The following is a 20,989-nucleotide window of genomic DNA, read 5'->3' on the forward strand; positions in this document are numbered from 1 at the left end:
TTACTCGGCGGTATGAGCGTCGGCGGCGCAGGCGGGTTTGCCTGCTGCGTATTTAAGACTGGGGTCGACCAGCGCATCAAAGCGTTTCAGCGCTTCGGAGCCGATCAGCAGCGGGTATTGGAAAGCGCTGCGGTCAGTCAAGTTCACTTCGATGCTGCGTAAAGCAGTGCCCATGCAGATATCCAGGGCAATCACCGGACGGGCGGTGTAGTTCTTGTCCTCATCGGGGTCGTAGTCACCGGCGCGGCGCTTGATCTTGCTGACGCGGGCCAGGGGGCGTTCGATGGGGTGGGAATGGGCGGTGTCGATGGCCAGGTAGAAGCGCACCCAGGATTCGCCGTTGCGCTTGAAGCGCTTGATATCACGGGCACTGAGGGAGGCGGTCTTGGCACCGGTGTCCAGTTTGGCGGCGACTTCCAGGTCGATCCCGGCCAGTTGGGCATATTCGTTGAGGCCATACACGGTCTTCTCGGCGGCAACGCCAAGGCCCGGTGCGGTCAGGAGGCAAGTCAATAAAAGGAAGGGCTTGAGTCTCATAAATCCCGAGGCGGTGCAGTGCGATGTTCAATTCAAGGCGACTGGCATTACTGCGCAAGCTCCCTCGTGCGCCGTTTCATCTCGCGATGTCAGGCAAAAGTGGCGTGCATTCTAACATGATGCTTTTTTGGCGCCAGCGCTGGCAGGCGGCCATGCTCTGGAAGAGTGCAACAGCGGTTATTAGACGATTGTCGACAATGTGCATTTATTCTTTGACTATCCAGGGCTGATTGGCTAGTTTTTGCGGCATTGCTTTTAAAGGTGTCGACAATATGCTGGATCAGCTGGAATCCCCAGTGGTGGCGCAAGACGATTCCCAGACCATGTCCGAGAACGTCTTCCGGCGTATCCAGGCCGCCATCGTCAAGGGTGAGATCGCGCCCGGCAGCAAGATTTCCGAGCCGGAACTGGCGCGCACCTACGGCATCAGCCGTGGGCCGCTGCGCGAGGCGATTCACCGCCTGGAAGGCCAGCGCCTGCTGGTGCGCGTGCCGCATGTCGGCGCGCGCGTGGTTTCGTTAAGCCATGCCGAGCTGGTCGAACTCTATGAAATCCGCGAATCCCTCGAAGGCATGGCCTGTCGCCTGGCCGCCGAGCGCATGACCGACGCGGAAATCGAAGAGCTGCGCCAGGTGCTGCACACCCACGAACGCGACGAAGCCTTCCAGGCCGGCCTCGGTTATTACCAGCAGGAAGGTGACTTCGACTTTCATTACCGGATCATTCAAGGCGCCGGTAACCGTACTCTGACCCAAATGCTCTGCGGCGAGCTGTACCAATTGGTGCGCATGTACCGCATCCAGTTTTCCGCCACCCCCAATCGTCCACGCCAGGCCTTTGCCGAGCACCACCGCATTCTTGACGCGATTGCCGATCGCGACGGTGAACTGGCCGAACTGTTGATGCGCCGGCATATCGGCGCGTCAAAACGCAACATTGCCCGTCACTTCCCGGACGGTACTGCCCAATCACGAGGTGAATGATGAGTTCCAATAATAAGACGACTCCAGGCCAGCGTTTTCGTGACGCGGTCGCCAGCGAGCATCCTTTGCAGGTGGTCGGTGCGATCAACGCCAACCACGCTCTGCTGGCCAAACGCGCCGGGTTCAAGGCGATCTACCTGTCGGGTGGCGGCGTAGCTGCCGGTTCCCTCGGCGTGCCGGACCTGGGCATTACCGGCCTGGATGACGTGCTGACCGACGTACGCCGCATCACCGACGTGTGCGACCTGCCGCTGCTGGTGGACGTCGACACCGGCTTCGGCTCCTCGGCGTTCAACGTGGCGCGCACCGTCAAGTCGATGATCAAGTTCGGCGCGGCTGCGATCCATATCGAAGATCAGGTGGGCGCCAAGCGCTGCGGTCACCGTCCGAACAAGGAAATCGTGTCCCAGCAGGAAATGGTCGACCGCATCAAGGCCGCCGTGGATGCGCGCACCGATGACAGCTTCGTGATCATGGCGCGCACCGATGCCCTGGCCGTCGAAGGTTTGGAATCAGCCCTGGAGCGCGCCGCCGCCTGCATCGAGGCCGGCGCCGACATGGTATTCCCGGAAGCCATCACTGAACTTGAGATGTACAAGCTGTTCGCGTCCCGTGTGAAAGCGCCAATCCTGGCCAACATCACCGAGTTCGGCGCCACGCCGCTGTACACCACCGAACAGTTGAAATCTGCCGATGTTTCCATCGTGCTGTACCCGCTCTCGGCCTTCCGCGCCATGAACAAGGCCGCCGAAAACGTCTACACCGCGATCCGTCGCGACGGCACCCAACAGAATGTGATCGACACCATGCAAACCCGCATGGAGCTTTACGATCGCATCGATTACCACACCTTCGAGCAAAAGCTCGACGCGCTGTTTGCAGCCAAGAAGTAACAAACAGCCTCCCTAATAAATTCAAGATTGGAGAACCGACATGGCTGAAGCAAAAGTATTGAGTGGGGCCGGCCTGCGCGGCCAGGTGGCCGGGCAGACCGCATTGTCCACCGTGGGCCAGGCCGGTGCCGGCCTGACCTATCGCGGCTATGACGTGCGCGAACTGGCCGCCGATGCGCAGTTTGAGGAAGTCGCCTACTTGCTGCTGTACGGCGAATTGCCGACCCAGACCGAACTGGCCGCCTACAGCGCCAAGCTGAGCAAGCTGCGCGACCTGCCGCAAGCGCTGAAGGAAGTCCTGGAACGCATCCCCGCCGACGCCCACCCGATGGACGTGATGCGCACCGGTTGTTCGTTCCTGGGCAACATCGAACCTGAGAAAGACTTCAGTGTGCAGCGCGACGTCACCGACCGCCTGCTGGCCGCTTTCCCGGCGATCATGTGCTACTGGTACCGCTTCAGCCACGACGGCAAACGCATCGACTGCGTGACCGACGAGCCTTCCATCGGCGGCCACTTCCTGCACCTGCTGCACGGCAAGAAGCCGAGCGAGTTGCACGTCAAGGTCATGAACGTATCGTTGATCCTCTACGCGGAACACGAATTCAACGCCTCGACCTTTACCGCGCGGGTGTGTGCTTCGACCCTGTCCGACCTGTATTCCTGCGTCACTGCCGCTATCGGCTCCCTGCGTGGCCCGCTGCACGGCGGCGCCAACGAAGCGGCGATGGAGATGATCGAGCGCTTCTCATCCGCTGAAGAAGCGGTCGAAGGCACTCTCGGCATGCTGGCGCGCAAGGACAAGATCATGGGCTTCGGCCACGCGATCTACAAAGACAGCGACCCGCGTAATGAAGTGATCAAAGGCTGGTCGAAAAAACTCGCTGACGAGGTGGGTGACAAGGTGCTGTTCCCGGTCTCTGAAGCCATCGACAAGACCATGTGGGAACAGAAAAAACTGTTCCCCAATGCCGACTTCTACCATGCCTCGGCATACCACTTCATGGGTATCCCGACCAAGCTGTTCACCCCGATCTTCGTCTGCTCACGCCTCACCGGCTGGGCCGCGCATGTATTCGAACAGCGCGCCAACAATCGCATCATCCGTCCAAGCGCCGAATACACCGGCGTAGAGCAGCGCAAGTTCGTGCCAATCGAACGTCGCTGAATGGAGAAACCGCTGATCCCGGGGTGAAACCGGATCAAAAATGTGGGAGCGGGCTTGCTCGCGAAAGCGGTGTGTCATTCAACACACATGGCGACTGTTAAACCGCTTTCGCGAGCAAGCCCGCTCCCACCTTTTGATCGCATTCCCTCCCAGGATCCGTGGGCTCCTTTTGCAACCACCGTGACCGAGTCCTGACGATGAACACTGAATTCCGCAAACCGCTTCCCGGCAGCCGCCTGGATTACTTCGACGCCCGCGCGGCAGTTGATGCAATCAGTCCCGGCGCCTACGCCACGTTGCCTTACACCTCCCGCGTGCTCGCGGAAAACCTGGTGCGTCGCTGCGACCCGGCCACCCTCAACGCGTCCCTGAGCCAACTGATCGAGCGCAAGCGCGACCTCGACTTCCCGTGGTTCCCGGCGCGTGTGGTGTGCCACGACATCCTCGGCCAGACCGCCCTGGTCGACCTCGCCGGTCTGCGCGATGCCATTGCCCTGCAAGGCGGTGACCCGGCGCAGGTGAACCCGGTGGTGCCAACCCAACTGATCGTCGACCACTCCCTGGCCGTCGAAGCCGGTGGTTTTGACCCGGACGCGTTCGAAAAAAACCGCGCCATTGAAGACCGTCGCAACGAAGACCGTTTCCACTTTATCGAGTGGACCAAGAAGGCGTTCAAGAACGTCGACGTGATCCCGCCCGGCAACGGCATCATGCACCAGATCAACCTGGAGAAAATGTCCCCGGTGATCCAGGTTCGCGACGGCGTGGCGTTCCCGGACACCTGCGTCGGCACTGACAGCCACACGCCTCACGTAGACGCGCTGGGCGTGATCGCCATTGGCGTCGGCGGCCTGGAAGCGGAAAGTGTGATGCTCGGCCGCGCCTCATGGATGCGCCTGCCGGAAAGCGTTGGTGTGGAGCTCACCGGCAAGCTGTTGCCGGGGATCACCGCTACTGACATGGTGCTGGCGCTGACTGAGTTCTTGCGTAAACAGAAAGTGGTCGGTGCCTGGTTGGAGTTCTTCGGCGAAGGTGCTTCGGCACTGACCCTGGGCGACCGCGCAACCATTTCCAACATGGCCCCGGAGTACGGCGCCACTGCGGCGATGTTCTACATCGACCAGCAAACCATCGCCTACCTCAAGCTCACCGGCCGTGAAGACGAACAAGTCACCTTGGTGGAGCAATACGCTCGCCACACTGGCCTGTGGGCCGATGATCTGAAAGGTGCGCAATACGAGCGCGGCCTCACTTTCGACCTGTCCAGCGTCGTGCGCAACATGGCCGGTCCAAGCAACCCGCATGCCCGCGTTGCCACCAGCGACCTGGCGTCCAAGGGCATTTCCGGTCAGTGGGATGAAGTGCCGGGCCAAATGCCCGACGGCGCGGTGATCATCGCAGCCATCACCAGTTGCACCAACACCAGCAACCCACGCAACGTGATTGCCGCCGGCCTGCTGGCGCGCAATGCCAACAAGCTGGGGCTGACGCGCAAGCCGTGGGTCAAATCGTCTCTGGCACCCGGCTCGAAAACCGTGGCCATGTACCTGGAAGAAGCGGGCCTGGGTCATGAGCTGGAAAAACTCGGTTTCGGTGTCGTCGCATTTGCCTGCACCACCTGCAACGGCATGTCCGGTGCGCTCGACCCCGTGATCCAGCAGGAAATCATCGACCGCGACCTGTACGCCACCGCCGTGCTTTCGGGTAACCGCAACTTCGACGGGCGTATCCACCCCTATGCCAAGCAAGCCTTTCTCGCCTCGCCGCCGCTGGTAGTGGCCTATGCGATTGCCGGCACTATCCGTTTCGACATCGAAAAAGACGTGCTCGGCCTCGACGCCAACGGCAAGGAAATCCGCCTGCAGGATATCTGGCCGAGCGACGAAGAGATCGACGCGGTGGTCAAGGCCTCGGTCAAGCCGGAGCAGTTCCGCGCGGTGTATATCCCGATGTTTGCCATCCACGAAGACACCGGCCCGAAAGTCGCGCCGCTGTATGACTGGCGCCCGCAAAGCACCTACATCCGTCGCCCGCCTTACTGGGAAGGCGCGCTGGCCGGTGCCCGTCCGCTCAAGGGCATGCGCCCGCTGGCGGTGCTGCCGGACAACATCACCACTGACCATCTGTCGCCGTCGAATGCGATCATGCTCGACAGCGCCGCCGGCGAATACCTGGCGAAAATGGGCCTGCCGGAAGTCGACTTCAACTCTTACGCGACGCACCGTGGCGACCATTTGACCGCGCAGCGCGCGACCTTCGCCAACCCGAAACTGTTCAACGAAATGGTGGTTGAGAACGGCAAGGTCAAGCAGGGTTCCCTGGCGCGGATCGAGCCGGAAGGCCAGGTCACGCGGATGTGGGAAGCCATCGAAACCTACATGGAGCGCAAGCAGCCACTGATCATCATCGCCGGCGCCGACTACGGCCAAGGCTCGTCCCGTGACTGGGCGGCCAAGGGCGTGCGCCTGGCCGGTGTGGAAGCGATTGCCGCCGAAGGTTTCGAGCGCATCCACCGCACCAACCTGGTGGGCATGGGCGTGCTGCCGCTGGAGTTCCTGCCAGGCACGGATCGCCACACCCTGAAGATCGACGGCAGCGAAACCTATGACGTGGTGGGGGCACGCACTCCGCGTGCGCAGTTGACCCTGGTAATCAACCGCAAGAATGGCGAACGTGTCGAAGTGCCGGTGACCTGCCGCCTGGACACCGCCGAAGAAGTGTCGATCTACGAAGCGGGCGGCGTGTTGCAACGTTTTGCCCAGGACTTCCTGGAATCGGCGGCGACGGCCTGAGAGGACACCATGGCACACGTAGCGCAAATCAAGATACCCGCCACCTACATGCGTGGTGGCACCAGCAAGGGCGTGTTTTTCAGCCTCCAGGACCTGCCCGAATCGGCGCAGGTGCCGGGTGCTGCGCGCGACGCCTTGCTGTTGCGGGTGATCGGCAGCCCCGATCCCTACGACAAACAGATCGACGGCATGGGCGGCGCGACATCGAGCACCAGCAAGACGGTGATCCTGGCCAAAAGTACCCGCACCGATCATGACGTGGACTACCTGTTCGGCCAGGTCTCCATCGACAAGCCCTTCGTGGACTGGAGCGGCAACTGCGGCAACTTGTCGGCGGCGGTCGGTTCCTTTGCCATCAGCGCCGGCCTGGTCGACCCGGCCCGCGTCCCCCACAACGGCGTGGCGGTGGTGCGGGTGTGGCAGGCCAATATCGGCAAGACCATCATCGCCCACGTGCCAATCACCGACGGCGCGGTGCAGGAAACCGGTGATTTCGAACTGGACGGCGTGACCTTCCCGGCCGCCGAAGTGCAGTTGGAGTTCATGGACCCGGCGGCGGAAGAAGAGGGCGGCGGTGGTTCGATGTTCCCCACCGGCAATCTGATCGACGACCTGGAAGTGCCCGGCGTCGGCACCTTCAAGGCCACGCTGATCAACGCTGGTATCCCGACGATCTTCATCAACGCCGAAGACCTCGGCTACACCGGCACCGAGCTGCAAGGCGCGATCAACAGCGACCCGAAAGCCCTGGCCATGTTTGAAACCGTGCGGGCGTATGGCGCCTTGCGCATGGGCCTGATCAAACACCTGGACGAAGCCGCCCAGCGTCAGCACACCCCCAAGGTGGCGTTCGTGGCCAAGCCTGCGGACTACGTGGCGTCCAGTGGCAAGGCAATCAATGCCGGGGATGTCGACCTGCTGGTGCGCGCACTGTCCATGGGCAAGCTGCACCACGCGATGATGGGCACGGCGGCGGTGGCGATTGGCACAGCGGCGGCGATTTCCGGGACTTTGGTCAACCTGGCTGCCGGAGGTGTGGAGCGCAACGCGGTGCGGTTCGGGCATCCGTCCGGCACCTTGCGCGTGGGCGCTGAAGCCACTCAGGTCAACGGCGAATGGGTGGTGAAGAAAGCCATCATGAGCCGCAGCGCGCGCGTATTGATGGAAGGTTTCGTCCGCGTTCCCGGCGACGCTTTCTAAGGTTCGATACTGCTCCCACAGTGGGGGCTTCTATCCCAAGGCTGGCGATCAGACCGGCCATGACCCCATCAACCGTTAGCCCGAGGACTGTCACCCCACCTACCTTTTGGAGAACTGCCATGAGCGCCAACGTCGACCAGAACAACCGCCCGGACTACGACCAGGTTCTGCAGGATATTGCTGACTATGTCCTCAACTACCGCATCGACTCCCGGGATGCGCTGGACACCGCCCGCAACTGCTTGATGGACACCCTGGGCTGTGGCCTGTTGGCCCTGCGCTTTCCCGAGTGCACCAAGCACCTGGGGCCCATCGTCGAGGGCACGGTGGTGCCGTTTGGCGCGCGGGTGCCGGGCACGTCGTTTCGGTTGGATCCGGTCAAGGCCGCGTGGGACATCGGCTGCATCGTGCGTTGGCTTGACTACAACGACACCTGGCTCGCTGCCGAATGGGGTCACCCCTCGGACAACCTCGGCGGCATCCTCGCTGTGGCTGATCATCTGTCGCAAAAGCGCGTGGCCAATGGCGACGTGCCGTTGACCGTGCGCGCGGTGCTGGAAGCGATGATCATGGCTCACGAAATCCAGGGCGTAATTGCCCTGGAAAACTCTTTTAACCGCGTAGGCCTCGACCATGTACTTCTGGTGAAAGTCGCCTCCACGGCTGTCACCGCCAAGCTGATGGGCGCCAACCGTGAGCAATTGCTGGCAGCCTTGTCCCATGCGTTTGTCGATGGGCAGGCATTGCGAACTTACCGGCATGCGCCGAATGCCGGCTCGCGAAAATCCTGGGCGGCGGGGGATGCGTCGAGCCGCGGCGTACGTCTGGCGGATATCGCCATGCGTGGCGAGATGGGGATTCCTGGCGTACTGAGCGCGCCGCAGTGGGGGTTCTACGACGTGCTGTTCAGCCACACCAACAAGGACCTGGCACTCAAGCCGGAGGATAGACGCGCGTTCAGCCTGTCCCAGCCTTACGGCACTTATGTGATGGAAAACGTACTGTTCAAAATCAGCTTCCCCGCCGAATTCCATGCGCAAACGGCCTGCGAAGCAGCGGTGACATTGCATCCATGGGTGAAAGATCGTCTGCATGAAATCGACCGCATCGTGATTACCACCCATGAATCGGCGATTCGCATCATCTCCAAGGTCGGCCAACTGGCCAACGCCGCTGACCGCGATCATTGCCTGCAATACATGACCGCCGTGCCGTTGGCGTTCGGCAACCTGGTGGCCGAGCAGTACGAAGACGAATTCCACGCCGCCCATCCGATCATCGATCAGTTGCGCGACAAGATGGTCATCGTCGAAGACCCACGCTACAGCCGCGAATACCTGGAGGCCGACAAGCGTTCCATCGCCAATGCGGTGCAGGTGTTTTTCAAGGACGGTAGCTGCACGGAACAGGTGGCGGTGGAATATCCGATTGGCCATCGCCGTCGTCGGGTGGAGGGCATTCCGTTGCTGGAAGACAAGTTCAAGGCCAACCTGGCGACGCGGTTCACCGGGCAGCGCAGTGCCGAGATTTTTGCACTGTGCAAGGACCAGGCACGGCTTGAAGCAACGCCAGTGAACCGCTTCGTGGACCTGTTCGTGATCTAGCAGACACCCCGTATTCATCTGTGTAAACCCTATGAATGTGGGAGGGGGCCTGCCCCCGATAGCAGTGGGGCAGTGCCCGCTGCCTCAACTGACAGACTGCAATCGGGGGCAAGCCCCCTCCCACAGTTGACCGTGTTCACTCGAATCGCAGGATTACCCGGCGGTTATGCTTGCTCTTCTTCTCGATCTTCTCGCAGAACACCCGGCCGATTTCTTCGGTGTTGATCACATGGGTGCCCCCACACGGCTGGATATCAATGCCGGCGATTTCAATCACCCTTACCGACCCCTGAATCACCGGCGGGGCCACGGCCTGTGTGCGGGTGATCTGTAGCAGAGTCGAGTATTCGGAAGCCGGCATCGACAGGGTTTTCACCGGGTGGGCCTGTTCGATCAGCGCATTGAGGTCGCGGGTGATGCTGTCTTTATCGAGGGTCATTTCCGGCAGGTCGAAATCCAGTCGGCCCTTGTCCGCACTGATGCTGCAGCCGGTGACCGGTGCGTCGATGATCGAGCACAGCAGGTGCAGGCAGGTGTGCATCTTCATGTGCTGGTAGCGCCGGTCCCAATCGAGGCCGGCATCTACTTGTACGCCTGCAGTCAACTGCGTGGGGCAGTGTTCCACCTGGTGCCAGATGATCGAGCGCAGTACCGGATCGCGCACAGTGCCGGTGACCTCGACTCGCGTACCGTCCGCCAGTGTGAAATGGCCCGTGTCGCCTGGCTGTCCGCCGCCAGTGGGGTAGAACAACGTGTGCTCCAGGGCGATGCCGTGTTCGCTGACGGCAATCACCCGGGCGCTGAAGGCATTCTGGTAGGGCGCGCTGTCGAACAGCGCCAGGGTTTCCATGGTGTGCACGGACATGTTCAACCTCCGACAATCAGTGGGCTGGCTTGCAGCAGGGAGCGCACCATTGCACTCAAGCCAGGGGGGGAGAGCAGGGTAATTTCAAATTCCGGGCCGCAGACTTTCAGGTTCAGCGGCAAGCGCGGTAAATGGCTGCCCGACTCGACGCGATGCAAGCGAAATTGCAGGTGGTGGCGCTCCTTTACCGTGGGCTCCAGCATCAGCCCCGGCAAAGGGTGGAAGTCGGCGTCCAGCACTGTCACCTTATGGCTGGCGTTGATCTCGCCCACCACATGCAATCGCTCTTCCAGGGCGAAGGCTCCGAGGTAGTTGCTGTGGTCCGATTCATCGTTTTTTTGCAGCTGGATCTGGTTCACCACCTTCACCTTGGTGCCGGCGGGGACGTCCTGGGTGATCACGCAGGACGGGCTGATAAACACGTTATCGCCGATCAGCACATAGCCCAGCACGCGGGCACCGGAGCCTACCTCGACGTTGTTGCCCAGGCGTGGGTGGCGCTTGCCGTCGGGGTTGTTGGCGATGCCTCGGGCGCCCAGGGTCACGCCGCAGAGGATGTAGCAGTCGTTGCCGATCTCGCAGGTTTCGCCGATCACCGTGCCGTAGCCGTGGTCCAGCACGAAGCGTCGGCCGATGCGTGCCGCTGGGTGAATCTCGGCACCGGAAAGCACCTTGCCCTGGTTGCTCAGCTTGAGGGCAATGCGCGAAAACACACTATTGGTCTGGTTCGGGAAATGCCACACCAGGTGCGCCAGACGATAATACAGTACCGCCTTGAACGAGGCGTAGGACTCCAGGATTAAATCGCCGCGGCCGCGTGAGGCCGGATCACGGTAGGCATAGGCGATCAGGTCCTCAGCCACCGCCTGGGCGGCGTTCTGGATCAGCGGGGCCAGGTGCGGTTCCAGTTGTTTCATTTGGGCGGGTGTGAGGGTCTTGATGAGGTGGGTAAGCAACTCATCGTGCAGCTGTTGCATGTCGATAAAACCGCCCATGGGGGCACCCCCGCATTCTGGTTGGCTGGACACCCGTTTATTCGAAACCGGGCAGGTAGCTGTCGGCATTGTCGTAGACCATGGTCAGCACCACCGTTTCGGGTGGAAGTTCGGGGGCGAGCCTGGCGATGGCCACCATGTTGGCGGCGGACGACAGGCCCAGGCTGATGGCGTCGGTGCGCATGATGCGTTTCATCATGTCGATGCAGTCCTGGCGCGAGACCTTGAGCATGCCGTCGATCACGTCCAGGTTGAGGATGCTCGGGATCAAACCGATCGACAGGCCCTGGATGTGATGCGGCGCGTGCTGGTTTTTCAGCAGGTCGCACTCTTCCGGTTCCACGCCCATGACGCGCAGCTCCGGCCAGGCGGTTTTCAGGGTTTCGCCGATGCCGGTGATATGCCCCCCAGTGCCGATGCCGCAGACAAAGTAGTCGGCGCGTTTCTCGCCAAAGGCACGCAGGATTTCCGGTGCGGTGGTGTCGCGATGGGTCTGTGGGTTTGCGCCATTGCGTTGCTGGTTGAGCATCACGTAGCTGGGGTTTTCCAGCTGCAGTTCCATGCACTTTTCGCCATGGGAATTGTTACCCAGGCGACTGTCCGACAGCACCACCTTGGCCCCATATAAACGCAGCAGCTTCTGCTTTTCGGGGCTGTAGTTATCGGGGATCACCAACACCACTTTGTAGCCCAGTACATTGCCGGCCATCACCAGGCCGATGCCGGTGTTGCCACCACTGGGTTCGATGATGGTCTGCCCGGAATCGCGGATCAGCACGCCCCGGCGCTCTGCGTCGAGGATCATGCCCAGGGCGATGCGCGCCTTGTGGCTGCCACCGGGGTTAAGGGACTCAAGCTTGGCGTAGACCTCGATGCCGAGGTCTTCGGAAAACTGCGCCAGGCGCACGATCGGGGTTTGGCCGATCACGTCGAGAATGGAGTTATGCAACATCATTCAGCCCTCGCCTCAATACAACGGCATGTCGGGTTCGACATCGCGAACCCAGTGCTTCATGCCGCCCTGCAGGACTTTGGTATTGGCGAAACCGGCTGCCAGCAAGGTACTTGCGGCTTGCTCCGCGCGGGTGCCGGCGTAGCAAATCAGGTAGTGGGTGTTGTCCCGGCTGAGGCGGTCCAGGTGGCCGTCCAGCTCGGCCAACGGGATATGCACCACGCCCGGCAATTTGCACACTTCCAGTTCGCTGGCGTCGCGCACATCCAACAGCACATCGGCGCTGCTGTGATGTTCGAGTACTTGTTTGAGTACCTGCGGCTTGATATAGCGCTCTTCGGCCAGCGACGGTGGGCTGGGCATGGCATCTGCGCAGGCGGCCGGTGCCCGGGTCTGGCTGTGGCGCAGCTCTGAGCAGCACGGGCAGTCGGCGCGGCGCTTGAAGCGGATTTCACTGAATTTCATCGCCAGCGCGTCGAAGCGCATCAGACGGCCGGATAACGGTTCACCAATACCGATCAGTAGCTTGATGGACTCGGTGGCCTGGATCATCCCGACCACACCGGGCAGCACGCCGATCACCCCACCGGCACTGCAATTGGGCGCGAGTTCTGCAGGCGGTGCGCTGGGGAACAGGCAGCGGTAGCACGGCCCGCCTTTGTAGTTGAGCACGCTGATCTGCCCGTCGAAGCGGTAGATCGCGCCGTACACCAAGGGCTTACCCAGTTGCACGCATGCGTCGTTGACCAAGTAGCGGGTATCGAAATTGTCGGTGCCGTCGATCACCAGGTCGTAGGCGCCCACCAGCTCCAGCGCGTTGTCGGCGTTCAGGGCGGTGTCGTGGGCGTTGATCTGAATATGGCGGTTCAGGTCCTGCAAGCGCTGCCTGGCGGATTCCACCTTGGGCATGCCGAGGGTGCTGTTGCCGTGGACGATCTGGCGTTGCAGGTTGCTGCTTTCGACCACATCGAAGTCCACCAGTCCCAGGGTGCCTACGCCGGCAGCCGCAAGGTAAAGGCTGATGGGCGAACCCAGACCGCCGGTGCCGATGATCAGCACCTTGGCTTTCTTGAGGTTCAACTGACCTTCGCGACCCACGCCTGGCAGGGTGATGTGGCGCACATAGCGTTGTACTTCTTCATTACTCAGCGCGTCGACGTCCATGCCGCCGGACGTGGCCAGGAGCACTTCGATTTTGGCTTTTTCCGGCAGTGGGTCATCAGCACCGATCAATGCTTCCTCGGCAGTGAACAGGAAGTGCTCCTTGAGCTGGTGGTTTTTTTCGTGAAACAGGTGGGGGCGCAGCTGCGGGTGACTGCTGCAGAGGTTTTCAATGACTTCGCGCAATGTCGATCCGGAGCCCTCAAGGGTCGATTCCGGCAGCTTGGCCACGCGAACCAGAATGTCGGGGAAAGAGACAGCGTTCATGGACAACTCCGTGTGCAGGTCGTTGAAAGGTTGAAGAGCGAAATGCTTGCCATCCCAGGCAAACAGCTTGGAGCCCAGCGCCTGGCCCCGGCGAACGTCGACCACCAGGTAGCTGACGGGGTAGATCGGCTCACCCATGAACAGCGCCTTGTCTTGGTCTTCGTCGCTGAAATAGGCACCCACATCCGGGTGCGAGTGGTAGATCACCACCACTGGGTTGTCGCTGCGAAACGCCTTGTTCATCAGCAGGGTGTCGGCCACCGAAAACGTGTAGCCGTTGGCCGCGCTGCGCGGGTACATCTCGGGGTGCTTGCGGTGCAGCTCATTCTGGATATTGCTGCCCAGGTACACGCTGCCGTCGGCGAAGACGAAGCCACAGCATTCTTCGGGGTAGCTGCGGCTGGCGTGGGCGTAGATCTGTTCCAGGGCTTTTGGGCGGAGGACGTCCATGTTTCTCTCGCAGGGTTGTAGAAGGGTCAATTTTTCTTGGCCAGGAGTTTTTCTACCGGCAATTTGGTGATCGCAAAACCGGCCAGCAGGATGGCCGAATACAGCATCAGGTCGCGGGAAATCGATACGCCTTCGTACCAGGCGCCGATGATGACCGCGAACACCGGAAAGATGATGAACACAAACGACAGGATGATCGGGCTCAAGCGCTTGAGCAGCATGAAGTAAACGATGAAGCCGCCCACCGAAGCCACCAGGCCCAGGTAGAACAGCGCGCCCCAGGAACGGAGAGTGATGGCTTCGAAGGTCGGCGTTTCAAACCACAGTCCGGCGACGAACAGCATCAGCCCGGCAATGCCGATGGGCAGGGTGTTGTAGGTGATCACACTGATCGCGCTGCCTTTCTGCTTGGTAATCACGTAGCACAGGGCATGCATGATCGCGGCGGTGAGGATTGCCAGTACGCCGAAGAACTCCGCATGGTCCAGGTGCAGGCCCTGGCTCTTGATGATCATGTAGAGGCTGCCGAAACCGATGCCGATGCCAACCACCTGGGAAAGGTAGATGCGCTCGCGCAGGAACAATGCGGAGAAGATCAGGATGAACACCGGCATGCAGCTGAACAGCAGCGCCGTAAGGCCGGACGACACGTGCATCTCGCCATAATTGAGCAGGTAGTAGGGCACGCTGAAGTAGGACAGGGTCACGAACACGAAGAACCAGCGGCTTTCACGGGGGAACAGGATCGGCTCGCGACGCACCATGGCAAAACACAGGAACAACGGGAAGGCGATCAGGAAGCGCAGACCGGCGGACGTCAGTGGCGGCACGCTCTCCACCGCGATCTTGATCCCCAGCCACGTGGTGCCCCAACTCAGGCACACGATCAGGAACATCACGCTGGTGATCAGCCCGGCCAACCACTGTTTTTGGGTTTTGGTCTTGGCGGTGTTTTCGAGAACGGCGGACATTGGCATCGTTTATTGCTTCCCTGAGCCAGAATTGAACTCTATATTGAGCTTGTAATGAGTTGTAAAATTCGGCGATTGAACCCGTAAAAGCACACTATTAGGGCGAAAGATGGCTGTCAAAACAAATATTGACATGGTGTCAATTATGCGTGAGGGGTTGTCCAACGGTCAGGGCGTGAAGTACAAGCGCCTGTCCGATGTCATGGAACGGGGCATCCTTGAAGGCTTGATTGAACCAGGACGAAAACTGCCTCCCCATCGGGTGCTGTCCGACAACCTGGGTGTGACGATCGGCACCATCAGCCGAGCCTACGGCGAACTGGAACGCCTGGGGCTGGTTGTGGCGCGCGTCGGTGACGGCACCTTCGTGCGCAAGCGTGGAATGGAGCGCCAGCGCGACGAAGGCTTTCGCAATTTCAGCGAAGAGCCGCGCCAGTACTTCGACATGAGCCGCAATATGCACATTCCGGGTCAAGAGACCGTTTTCCTGGCCCAGAGCTTCCAGACCCTGTCGACCAACACCAAATTCCTCCAGGACATCAGTGCCTACACCCCGGATGCCGGCCTGCCGCGCTACCGTGAAGCGGGCGCGCAATGGCTGGTGCAGCGTGATTTTCACCCGATCCCCGAACAAGTTATTTGCGTCAATGGCGGCCAGCACGGCTTGCTGTGCTCGATGATGGCGCTGTTGCGGGCCGGCGATACGGTGGTCACCGAGCAACTGACGTATCCGGGCCTGATCACCGCTGCGCGGATGCTGGGTATCCGGTTGATCGGCCTGGAGATGGACGAAGAAGGCGTGCTGCCGAGTGCGCTGGACGAAGTCTGTCGAAATCACCGGGTTTCAGCGCTGTACTGCACCCCGACTATTCAGAACCCCACCACGGCGGTACTTTCGGTGGCGCGCCGCGAAGCATTGGTCAAAGTGTGTCGCGAGCACAATCTGCTGATTCTTGAAGACGAAGCCCACGGTGTACTGGTCGAAGACCGGCCGCCGCCCCTCAGTCATTTCGCCCCGGAACGGACGATTTTGATCAGCAGCCTCAGCAAAGCCGTGTCAGCCGGGCTGCGTGTGGGCTATGTGCATGCGCCACCGGCGTTGGTCAGCCGTATTTCGGCGGCGCTGCGTTCGACTTGCTGGATGGCCACGCCCGTCACCCTGGAACTGGCTACCCAGTGGATCGAAAACGGCACGGCGGAATACCTGTTGCGCCAACAAATCAACGAGATCAGCCGACGCAAAGCCTTGGTGCGCGACTTGCTGACCGGGCTGGAATACCGCACCCACCTCAACAGCCCACATTTCTGGATTGAAGTGCCGGAGCCGTGGCGAGCGTCGGAAATTGAGGCGGAGCTCAAGCAGAATAATTACCTGATCGCCACCGCCGAGGCGTTTGCCGTGGGACAGACGGCGGTGCCGCAGTTCATTCGGGCGAGTATCTGCAATACGTCGGGGGATGATCAGTTGCTGAGGGCGGGGTTTGATGCGCTGGCGACCGCGTTGGGGCAGGGCGGTGGAAGGTTTCACCTATAACTGCGTGATCGTTCTTCGCGAGCAAGCCCGCCCACATTTGACTGCGTTGTAGGCTTGAGCACGGTCAAATGTGGGAGCTGGCTTGCCTGCGAAGGGCCAGTCCGGACGACACAACTATTTGAATCTACGCTCCACGCCTTTCTCCACCAGAATCTTCGCGGAAATCTCTTCCACCGAAAAATGCGTGGAATTGATATGTGCAATATTCTCGCGGCGGAACAGGTTTTCTACTTCGCGGACTTCGAACTCGCACTGTGCGTAGCTGGAATACCGGCTGTTGGGCTTGCGCTCATTGCGGATCGCCGTCAGCCGGTCCGGGTCGATGGTCAGCCCAAACAGCTTATGCGAATGCGCACGCAGGGCGGCCGGCAGCGTCAAATGCTCCATGTCGTCTTCGGTCAGCGGGTAGTTAGCCGCGCGGATGCCGAATTGCATGGCCATGTACAGACAGGTGGGCGTTTTGCCGCAGCGGGACACGCCCACCAGGATCAGGTCGGCCTTGTCGTAGTAGTGGGTGCGGGCGCCGTCGTCGTTGTCGAGGGCGAAGTTCACCGCCTCTATACGCTCCATATAGTTGGAGTTGTGCCCAATGGAATGGGACTTTCCTACCGAGTACGACGAATGCTCACTCAGCTCTTGTTCCAGTGGCGCCAGGAATGTCGAGAAAATGTCGATCATGAAACCATTCGACGTTGCGAGAATCTCACGAATGTCTTGATTGACGATGGTGTCGAAAATGATCGGACGAAAACCGTCTTTTTCAGCCGCCAGATTGATTTGTTGTACCATGGCCCGCGCTTTATCCACGCTGTCGATGTACGGCCGCGTAAATTTGGCGAAGGTAATGTTTTCGAACTGCGCGAGCAGGCTTTGACCCAATGTTTCGGCTGTGATGCCCGTGCCGTCGGAGATAAAGAAAGCAGATCGTTTCATTTGAGCCCTGGGCCTTAAGCTGATGGCGAATCTTGGATATGATAGGCGCGATTTTGCCGTCCCGCAGTGGGCCGCATTCTCACTTATTTTCCAGGTCCAGGCCACAAGCGCTGGTACTCGCTCCTACTGAGCAGCCGGCGTCCTGAGCTTTTCCAACACAGTTAGTGGAGAGATCACCTTGGTAGAGTACGTAGTTTCCCTCGATAAGCTCGGCGTCCATGATGTAGAGCACGTGGGGGGCAAGAACGCATCCCTCGGCGAGATGATCAGTAATCTTGCAGGCGCTGGTGTGTCGGTGCCCGGTGGTTTCGCCACCACGGCCCAGGCTTACCGCGATTTCCTCGAACTGAGCGGCCTCAATGCTCAGATCCACGCCGCGCTGGACGCCCTGGACGTCGATGACGTCAATGCCCTGGCCAAGACCGGTGCCCAGATCCGCCAATGGATCATGGAAGCCGAGTTCCCAGAGAAGCTCAACGAAGAAATTCGCACCGCCTTCGCCACGCTGTCGGCCGGTAACCCGGACGTCGCCGTTGCCGTGCGCTCCTCGGCCACCGCCGAAGACTTGCCGGACGCCTCCTTCGCCGGCCAGCAAGAAACTTTCCTGAACATCCGCGGCGTGGAAAACGTGATCCGCGCGGCCAAGGAAGTATTCGCTTCGCTGTTCAACGATCGCGCCATTTCCTATCGCGTACACCAGGGTTTCGACCACAAGCTGGTGGCCCTGTCTGCCGGTGTGCAGCGCATGGTGCGTTCGGAAACCGGCACCGCCGGCGTGATGTTCACCCTCGATACCGAATCGGGCTTCCGTGATGTGGTGTTCATCACCGGCGCCTACGGCCTGGGCGAAACCGTCGTACAAGGCGCGGTCAACCCCGACGAATTCTACGTACACAAGGGCACCCTCGAAGCGGGCCGCCCGGCCATCCTGCGCCGCAACCTGGGCAGCAAGGCCATCAAAATGATCTACGGCGACGAGGCCAAGGCCGGTCGCTCGGTGAAAACCGTTGAAGTCGACAAGGCTGAACGCGCGCGTTTCTGCCTGACCGACGCTGAAGTCAGCGAATTGGCCAAACAAGCGATGATCATCGAAAAGCACTACAAGTGCCCGATGGACATCGAGTGGGCCAAAGACGGTGACGACGGCAAGCTGTACATCGTGCAGGCCCGTCCGGAAACCGTGAAAAGCCGTACCTCGGCCAATGTCATGGAGCGCTACCTGCTCAAAGAAACCGGCACTGTGCTGGTGGAAGGCCGTGCCATCGGCCAGCGTATCGGTGCCGGCAAGGTGCGGATCATCAAGGACGTGTCCGAGATGGACAAAGTCCAGCCAGGCGACGTACTGGTCTCCGACATGACCGACCCGGACTGGGAACCGGTGATGAAGCGCGCCAGCGCCATCGTCACCAACCGTGGCGGGCGTACCTGCCATGCGGCGATCATCGCCCGTGAACTTGGGATTCCTGCGGTCGTGGGCTGCGGCAACGCGACCCAACTGCTCAAAGATGGCCAGGGCGTCACCGTTTCCTGTGCCGAAGGCGACACCGGTTTCATCTTCGAAGGCGAGCTGGGCTTCGATATCAAGCAAAACTCCATCGACGCCATGCCGGACCTGCCGTTCAAAATCATGATGAACGTCGGCAACCCGGACCGCGCCTTTGACTTCGCGCAGTTGCCGAACGCCGGTGTGGGCCTGGCCCGCCTGGAGTTCATCATCAATCGCATGATCGGCGTGCACCCCAAGGCCCTGTTGAACTACGACGGCCTGCCGCTGGACATCAAGGAAAGCGTCGACAAGCGCATCGCCGGCTACAACGACCCGGTAGGTTTCTACGTCGAGAAACTGGTGGAAGGCATCAGCACCCTCGCGGCGGCGTTCTACCCGAAAAAGGTCATCGTGCGCCTGTCGGACTTCAAGTCCAACGAATACGCCAACCTGATCGGCGGCAAGCTCTATGAGCCGGAAGAAGAAAACCCGATGCTGGGTTTCCGTGGCGCCTCGCGTTACATCAGCGAAGCGTTCCGCGACTGCTTCGAACTGGAATGCCGCGCCCTCAAGCGTGTGCGCAACGAGATGGGCCTGACCAACGTCGAGATCATGGTGCCGTTCGTGCGTACCCTTGGCGAGGCGAGCCAAGTGGTCGACTTGCTGGCTGAAAACGGCCTGTCCCGTGGCGAAAACGGCCTGCGCGTAATCATGATGTGTGAACTGCCGTCCAACGCCATCCTGGCCGAGGAGTTCCTGGAATTCTTCGACGGTTTCTCCATCGGCTCCAACGACCTGACCCAGCTCACCCTGGGCCTGGACCGTGACTCCGGGATCATTGCGCACCTGTTCGACGAGCGAAATCCTGCGGTCAAGAAGCTGCTGGCCAATGCCATCCAGGCCTGCAACAAGGCCGGCAAGTACATCGGTATCTGCGGCCAAGGCCCTTCCGATCACCCTGACCTGGCCAAATGGTTGATGGAGCAGGGCATCGAAAGCGTTTCGCTGAACCCCGATTCCGTGCTGGAAACCTGGTTCTTCCTGGCGGAAGGCCAAGCGTCCGTCTAAGACCGTCACGTCAAAAGTGCCGGTCACCCGTTGTGGGTGACCGGCATTCTTATCTGTGCAGGGCGGAATTCCTTCCGGACGCCGCCCTTTTTTGTGCAAGAGCATTATGCAAAGCAGCAGCAACCTGTTTCCCGTCGCCCTGATCAGCGCTGAACGTCGTGGCGACCTGAGTGAAGACGTGTACCGGCTCAAACCCGGTAACAGTCCCGACGGTACCGTCGAGCTGGCGGTTACCCGTTTGGGCCTGGCCGATGTCCCGGAAAACCGGGGCATCCCGGTCATTTTGTTGCATGGCAGTTTTTCCAATCGGCGTTTCTGGTACTCGCCCAAGGGTATCGGCCTGGGCGCTTACTTGGCGCGCGAGGGGTTTGATGTCTGGATCCCGGAAATGCGCGGCCATGGCCTGTCCAAGCGCAATCATGACTACGCGCGCAACCGCGTCGCTGACTATGCGCGTTACGATTTGCCGGCCATCGGCGCATTCGTGCGTGAGCAAAGCGGGCAGATTCCCCATTGGATCGGCCATTCGCTGGGCGGTACCAGCTTGGCGGCCGCTCTTGGCGGGCAGCACCTTGGTGCGCCGGCAGTGGCGTCGGTGGCGCTGTTTGGCTGCCAGGTCAGTCGCACTCATTGGCAGTTGAAACTGCCACCGGTTGAGTGGACGGGCCGCTTGCTGTTGAAACGCTTCGGCGAGGTCTCTGGCTCGCGCCTGAAGCGGGGCCCCGAGGACGAACCGGCGGGCGTGATGATCGAAGCTATGCGCTGGAATGGCCTGTTTGGCCGCTTTGGCGAAGGCAAGAATGATTGGTGGAAAGGCTTGGCTGAGGTTGATGTGCCGCTGTTGGCCGTCAGCGCAGCCGGGGATCATCAAGACCCCGACTGGGCCTGTCGCAAGCTGTTCGAGCAAATGGGCTCCGAGCACCGTCAGTACCTGTGCCTGGGCCGACAACAAGGCTTTACCGGGGATTTCGGGCATGTGGAGATGCTCGTCAGCAAAGCTGCCCAGTCCGAAGTGTGGCCGTTGGTGGCGCAGTGGCTGAAAGATCCGCTCACACCGCTGTCAGGCGCACAGGCCGAGGTGCGGGCCGCGGTTTGAGGCGGTGCTCTGCCAAGGGCGTTTCGCTTGTGTG

General features: G+C 60.7%; 16 protein-coding genes. 9 read left to right on the forward strand and 7 right to left on the reverse strand.

Annotated features, from left to right (window positions below; translation table 11 throughout):
- Positions 1 to 537, reverse strand: a complete 537-nt coding sequence (gene rloA, locus BMZ57_RS00670; protein WP_021491515.1) for a retropepsin-like aspartic peptidase RloA — start codon at positions 535 to 537, stop codon at positions 1 to 3.
- Positions 538 to 809: 272 nt separating this feature from the next.
- Here rloA and BMZ57_RS00675 point away from each other — a divergent pair, with 272 nt between their 5' ends.
- The 6 genes from BMZ57_RS00675 (at position 810) to prpD (ending at position 9,177) form a co-directional block, all read left to right on the forward strand.
- On the forward strand, positions 810 to 1,520 hold the full coding sequence (locus tag BMZ57_RS00675; protein ID WP_021491516.1) for a GntR family transcriptional regulator: 711 nt from the start codon (positions 810 to 812) through the stop codon (positions 1,518 to 1,520).
- Positions 1,520 to 2,413: a methylisocitrate lyase gene (gene prpB / locus BMZ57_RS00680; RefSeq protein WP_021491517.1), complete on the forward strand. Its 894-nt coding sequence runs from the start codon at positions 1,520 to 1,522 to the stop codon at positions 2,411 to 2,413. The genes BMZ57_RS00675 and prpB overlap by 1 nt, the downstream gene beginning before the upstream one ends.
- Positions 2,414 to 2,453: 40 nt before the next feature.
- Positions 2,454 to 3,581: a bifunctional 2-methylcitrate synthase/citrate synthase gene (prpC, locus tag BMZ57_RS00685; protein WP_010208473.1), complete on the forward strand. Its 1,128-nt coding sequence runs from the start codon at positions 2,454 to 2,456 to the stop codon at positions 3,579 to 3,581.
- A 197-nt stretch (positions 3,582 to 3,778) separates the two neighbouring features.
- Positions 3,779 to 6,373: a Fe/S-dependent 2-methylisocitrate dehydratase AcnD gene (gene acnD, locus BMZ57_RS00690; RefSeq protein ID WP_010208475.1), complete on the forward strand. Its 2,595-nt coding sequence runs from the start codon at positions 3,779 to 3,781 to the stop codon at positions 6,371 to 6,373.
- Positions 6,374 to 6,382: 9 nt separating this feature from the next.
- On the forward strand, positions 6,383 to 7,573 hold the full coding sequence (gene prpF, locus BMZ57_RS00695) for a 2-methylaconitate cis-trans isomerase PrpF (RefSeq protein ID WP_069673240.1): 1,191 nt from the start codon (positions 6,383 to 6,385) through the stop codon (positions 7,571 to 7,573).
- Positions 7,574 to 7,692: 119 nt separating this feature from the next.
- Complete coding sequence (gene prpD / locus BMZ57_RS00700; RefSeq protein WP_021491519.1) at positions 7,693 to 9,177, forward strand: 2-methylcitrate dehydratase; 1,485 nt, start codon at positions 7,693 to 7,695, stop codon at positions 9,175 to 9,177.
- Between the two features lie 136 nt (positions 9,178 to 9,313).
- On the opposite strand, the gene BMZ57_RS00705 is transcribed toward prpD, so the two are convergent.
- From BMZ57_RS00705 to BMZ57_RS00725, 5 genes are read right to left on the reverse strand one after another with little or no spacing between them, the layout of a single operon-like run.
- Entirely contained in the window at positions 9,314 to 10,042 is a 729-nt protein-coding gene (locus BMZ57_RS00705; protein WP_010208482.1) for an alanyl-tRNA editing protein, read from the reverse strand.
- A gap of 2 nt (positions 10,043 to 10,044) precedes the next feature.
- A complete protein-coding gene (locus tag BMZ57_RS00710; RefSeq protein ID WP_010208483.1) occupies positions 10,045 to 11,037 on the reverse strand; it encodes a serine O-acetyltransferase in 993 nt (330 codons plus the stop codon).
- 37 nt (positions 11,038 to 11,074) lie between these two features.
- Positions 11,075 to 11,989, reverse strand: coding sequence for a PLP-dependent cysteine synthase family protein (locus BMZ57_RS00715; RefSeq protein WP_029529061.1), 915 nt, complete (start codon positions 11,987 to 11,989; stop codon positions 11,075 to 11,077).
- 15 nt (positions 11,990 to 12,004) lie between these two features.
- Entirely contained in the window at positions 12,005 to 13,867 is a 1,863-nt protein-coding gene (gene moeB / locus BMZ57_RS00720; RefSeq protein WP_069673239.1) for a molybdopterin-synthase adenylyltransferase MoeB, read from the reverse strand.
- A 26-nt stretch (positions 13,868 to 13,893) separates the two neighbouring features.
- Positions 13,894 to 14,787: a DMT family transporter gene (locus BMZ57_RS00725; RefSeq protein ID WP_162098521.1), complete on the reverse strand. Its 894-nt coding sequence runs from the start codon at positions 14,785 to 14,787 to the stop codon at positions 13,894 to 13,896.
- 160 nt (positions 14,788 to 14,947) lie between these two features.
- Here BMZ57_RS00725 and BMZ57_RS00730 point away from each other — a divergent pair, with 160 nt between their 5' ends.
- Positions 14,948 to 16,372, forward strand: coding sequence for an aminotransferase-like domain-containing protein (locus tag BMZ57_RS00730; RefSeq protein WP_021491523.1), 1,425 nt, complete (start codon positions 14,948 to 14,950; stop codon positions 16,370 to 16,372).
- 114 nt (positions 16,373 to 16,486) lie between these two features.
- Here the strand turns inward: BMZ57_RS00730 and ppsR are convergent, their stop codons facing one another.
- Positions 16,487 to 17,305 carry a posphoenolpyruvate synthetase regulatory kinase/phosphorylase PpsR gene (ppsR, locus tag BMZ57_RS00735; RefSeq protein ID WP_003193298.1) on the reverse strand — a complete coding sequence of 273 codons (819 nt, stop codon included), beginning with the start codon at positions 17,303 to 17,305 and terminating at the stop codon, positions 16,487 to 16,489.
- A 178-nt stretch (positions 17,306 to 17,483) separates the two neighbouring features.
- Here ppsR and ppsA point away from each other — a divergent pair, with 178 nt between their 5' ends.
- Both ppsA and BMZ57_RS00745 read left to right on the forward strand, forming a co-directional pair.
- Positions 17,484 to 19,859, forward strand: coding sequence for a phosphoenolpyruvate synthase (gene ppsA, locus BMZ57_RS00740; protein ID WP_010208488.1), 2,376 nt, complete (start codon positions 17,484 to 17,486; stop codon positions 19,857 to 19,859).
- A gap of 106 nt (positions 19,860 to 19,965) precedes the next feature.
- On the forward strand, positions 19,966 to 20,955 hold the full coding sequence (locus BMZ57_RS00745; RefSeq protein WP_069673238.1) for an alpha/beta fold hydrolase: 990 nt from the start codon (positions 19,966 to 19,968) through the stop codon (positions 20,953 to 20,955).
- Positions 20,956 to 20,989 lie beyond the last annotated feature (34 nt).

The organism is Pseudomonas simiae (genome assembly GCF_900111895.1).
Classification (GTDB): domain Bacteria; phylum Pseudomonadota; class Gammaproteobacteria; order Pseudomonadales; family Pseudomonadaceae; genus Aquipseudomonas; species Aquipseudomonas simiae.

Coding starts and splice junctions, on each gene's coding strand:
- rloA (WP_021491515.1), bottom strand. CDS start 537: ATGAGACTCAAGCCCTTCCTTTTATTGACTTGCCTCCTGACCGCACCG.
- BMZ57_RS00675 (WP_021491516.1), top strand. CDS start 810: ATGCTGGATCAGCTGGAATCCCCAGTGGTGGCGCAAGACGATTCCCAG.
- prpB (WP_021491517.1), top strand. CDS start 1,520: ATGAGTTCCAATAATAAGACGACTCCAGGCCAGCGTTTTCGTGACGCG.
- prpC (WP_010208473.1), top strand. CDS start 2,454: ATGGCTGAAGCAAAAGTATTGAGTGGGGCCGGCCTGCGCGGCCAGGTG.
- acnD (WP_010208475.1), top strand. CDS start 3,779: ATGAACACTGAATTCCGCAAACCGCTTCCCGGCAGCCGCCTGGATTAC.
- prpF (WP_069673240.1), top strand. CDS start 6,383: ATGGCACACGTAGCGCAAATCAAGATACCCGCCACCTACATGCGTGGT.
- prpD (WP_021491519.1), top strand. CDS start 7,693: ATGAGCGCCAACGTCGACCAGAACAACCGCCCGGACTACGACCAGGTT.
- BMZ57_RS00705 (WP_010208482.1), bottom strand. CDS start 10,042: ATGTCCGTGCACACCATGGAAACCCTGGCGCTGTTCGACAGCGCGCCC.
- BMZ57_RS00710 (WP_010208483.1), bottom strand. CDS start 11,037: ATGGGCGGTTTTATCGACATGCAACAGCTGCACGATGAGTTGCTTACC.
- BMZ57_RS00715 (WP_029529061.1), bottom strand. CDS start 11,989: ATGTTGCATAACTCCATTCTCGACGTGATCGGCCAAACCCCGATCGTG.
- moeB (WP_069673239.1), bottom strand. CDS start 13,867: ATGGACGTCCTCCGCCCAAAAGCCCTGGAACAGATCTACGCCCACGCC.
- BMZ57_RS00730 (WP_021491523.1), top strand. CDS start 14,948: ATGGCTGTCAAAACAAATATTGACATGGTGTCAATTATGCGTGAGGGG.
- ppsR (WP_003193298.1), bottom strand. CDS start 17,305: ATGAAACGATCTGCTTTCTTTATCTCCGACGGCACGGGCATCACAGCC.
- BMZ57_RS00745 (WP_069673238.1), top strand. CDS start 19,966: ATGCAAAGCAGCAGCAACCTGTTTCCCGTCGCCCTGATCAGCGCTGAA.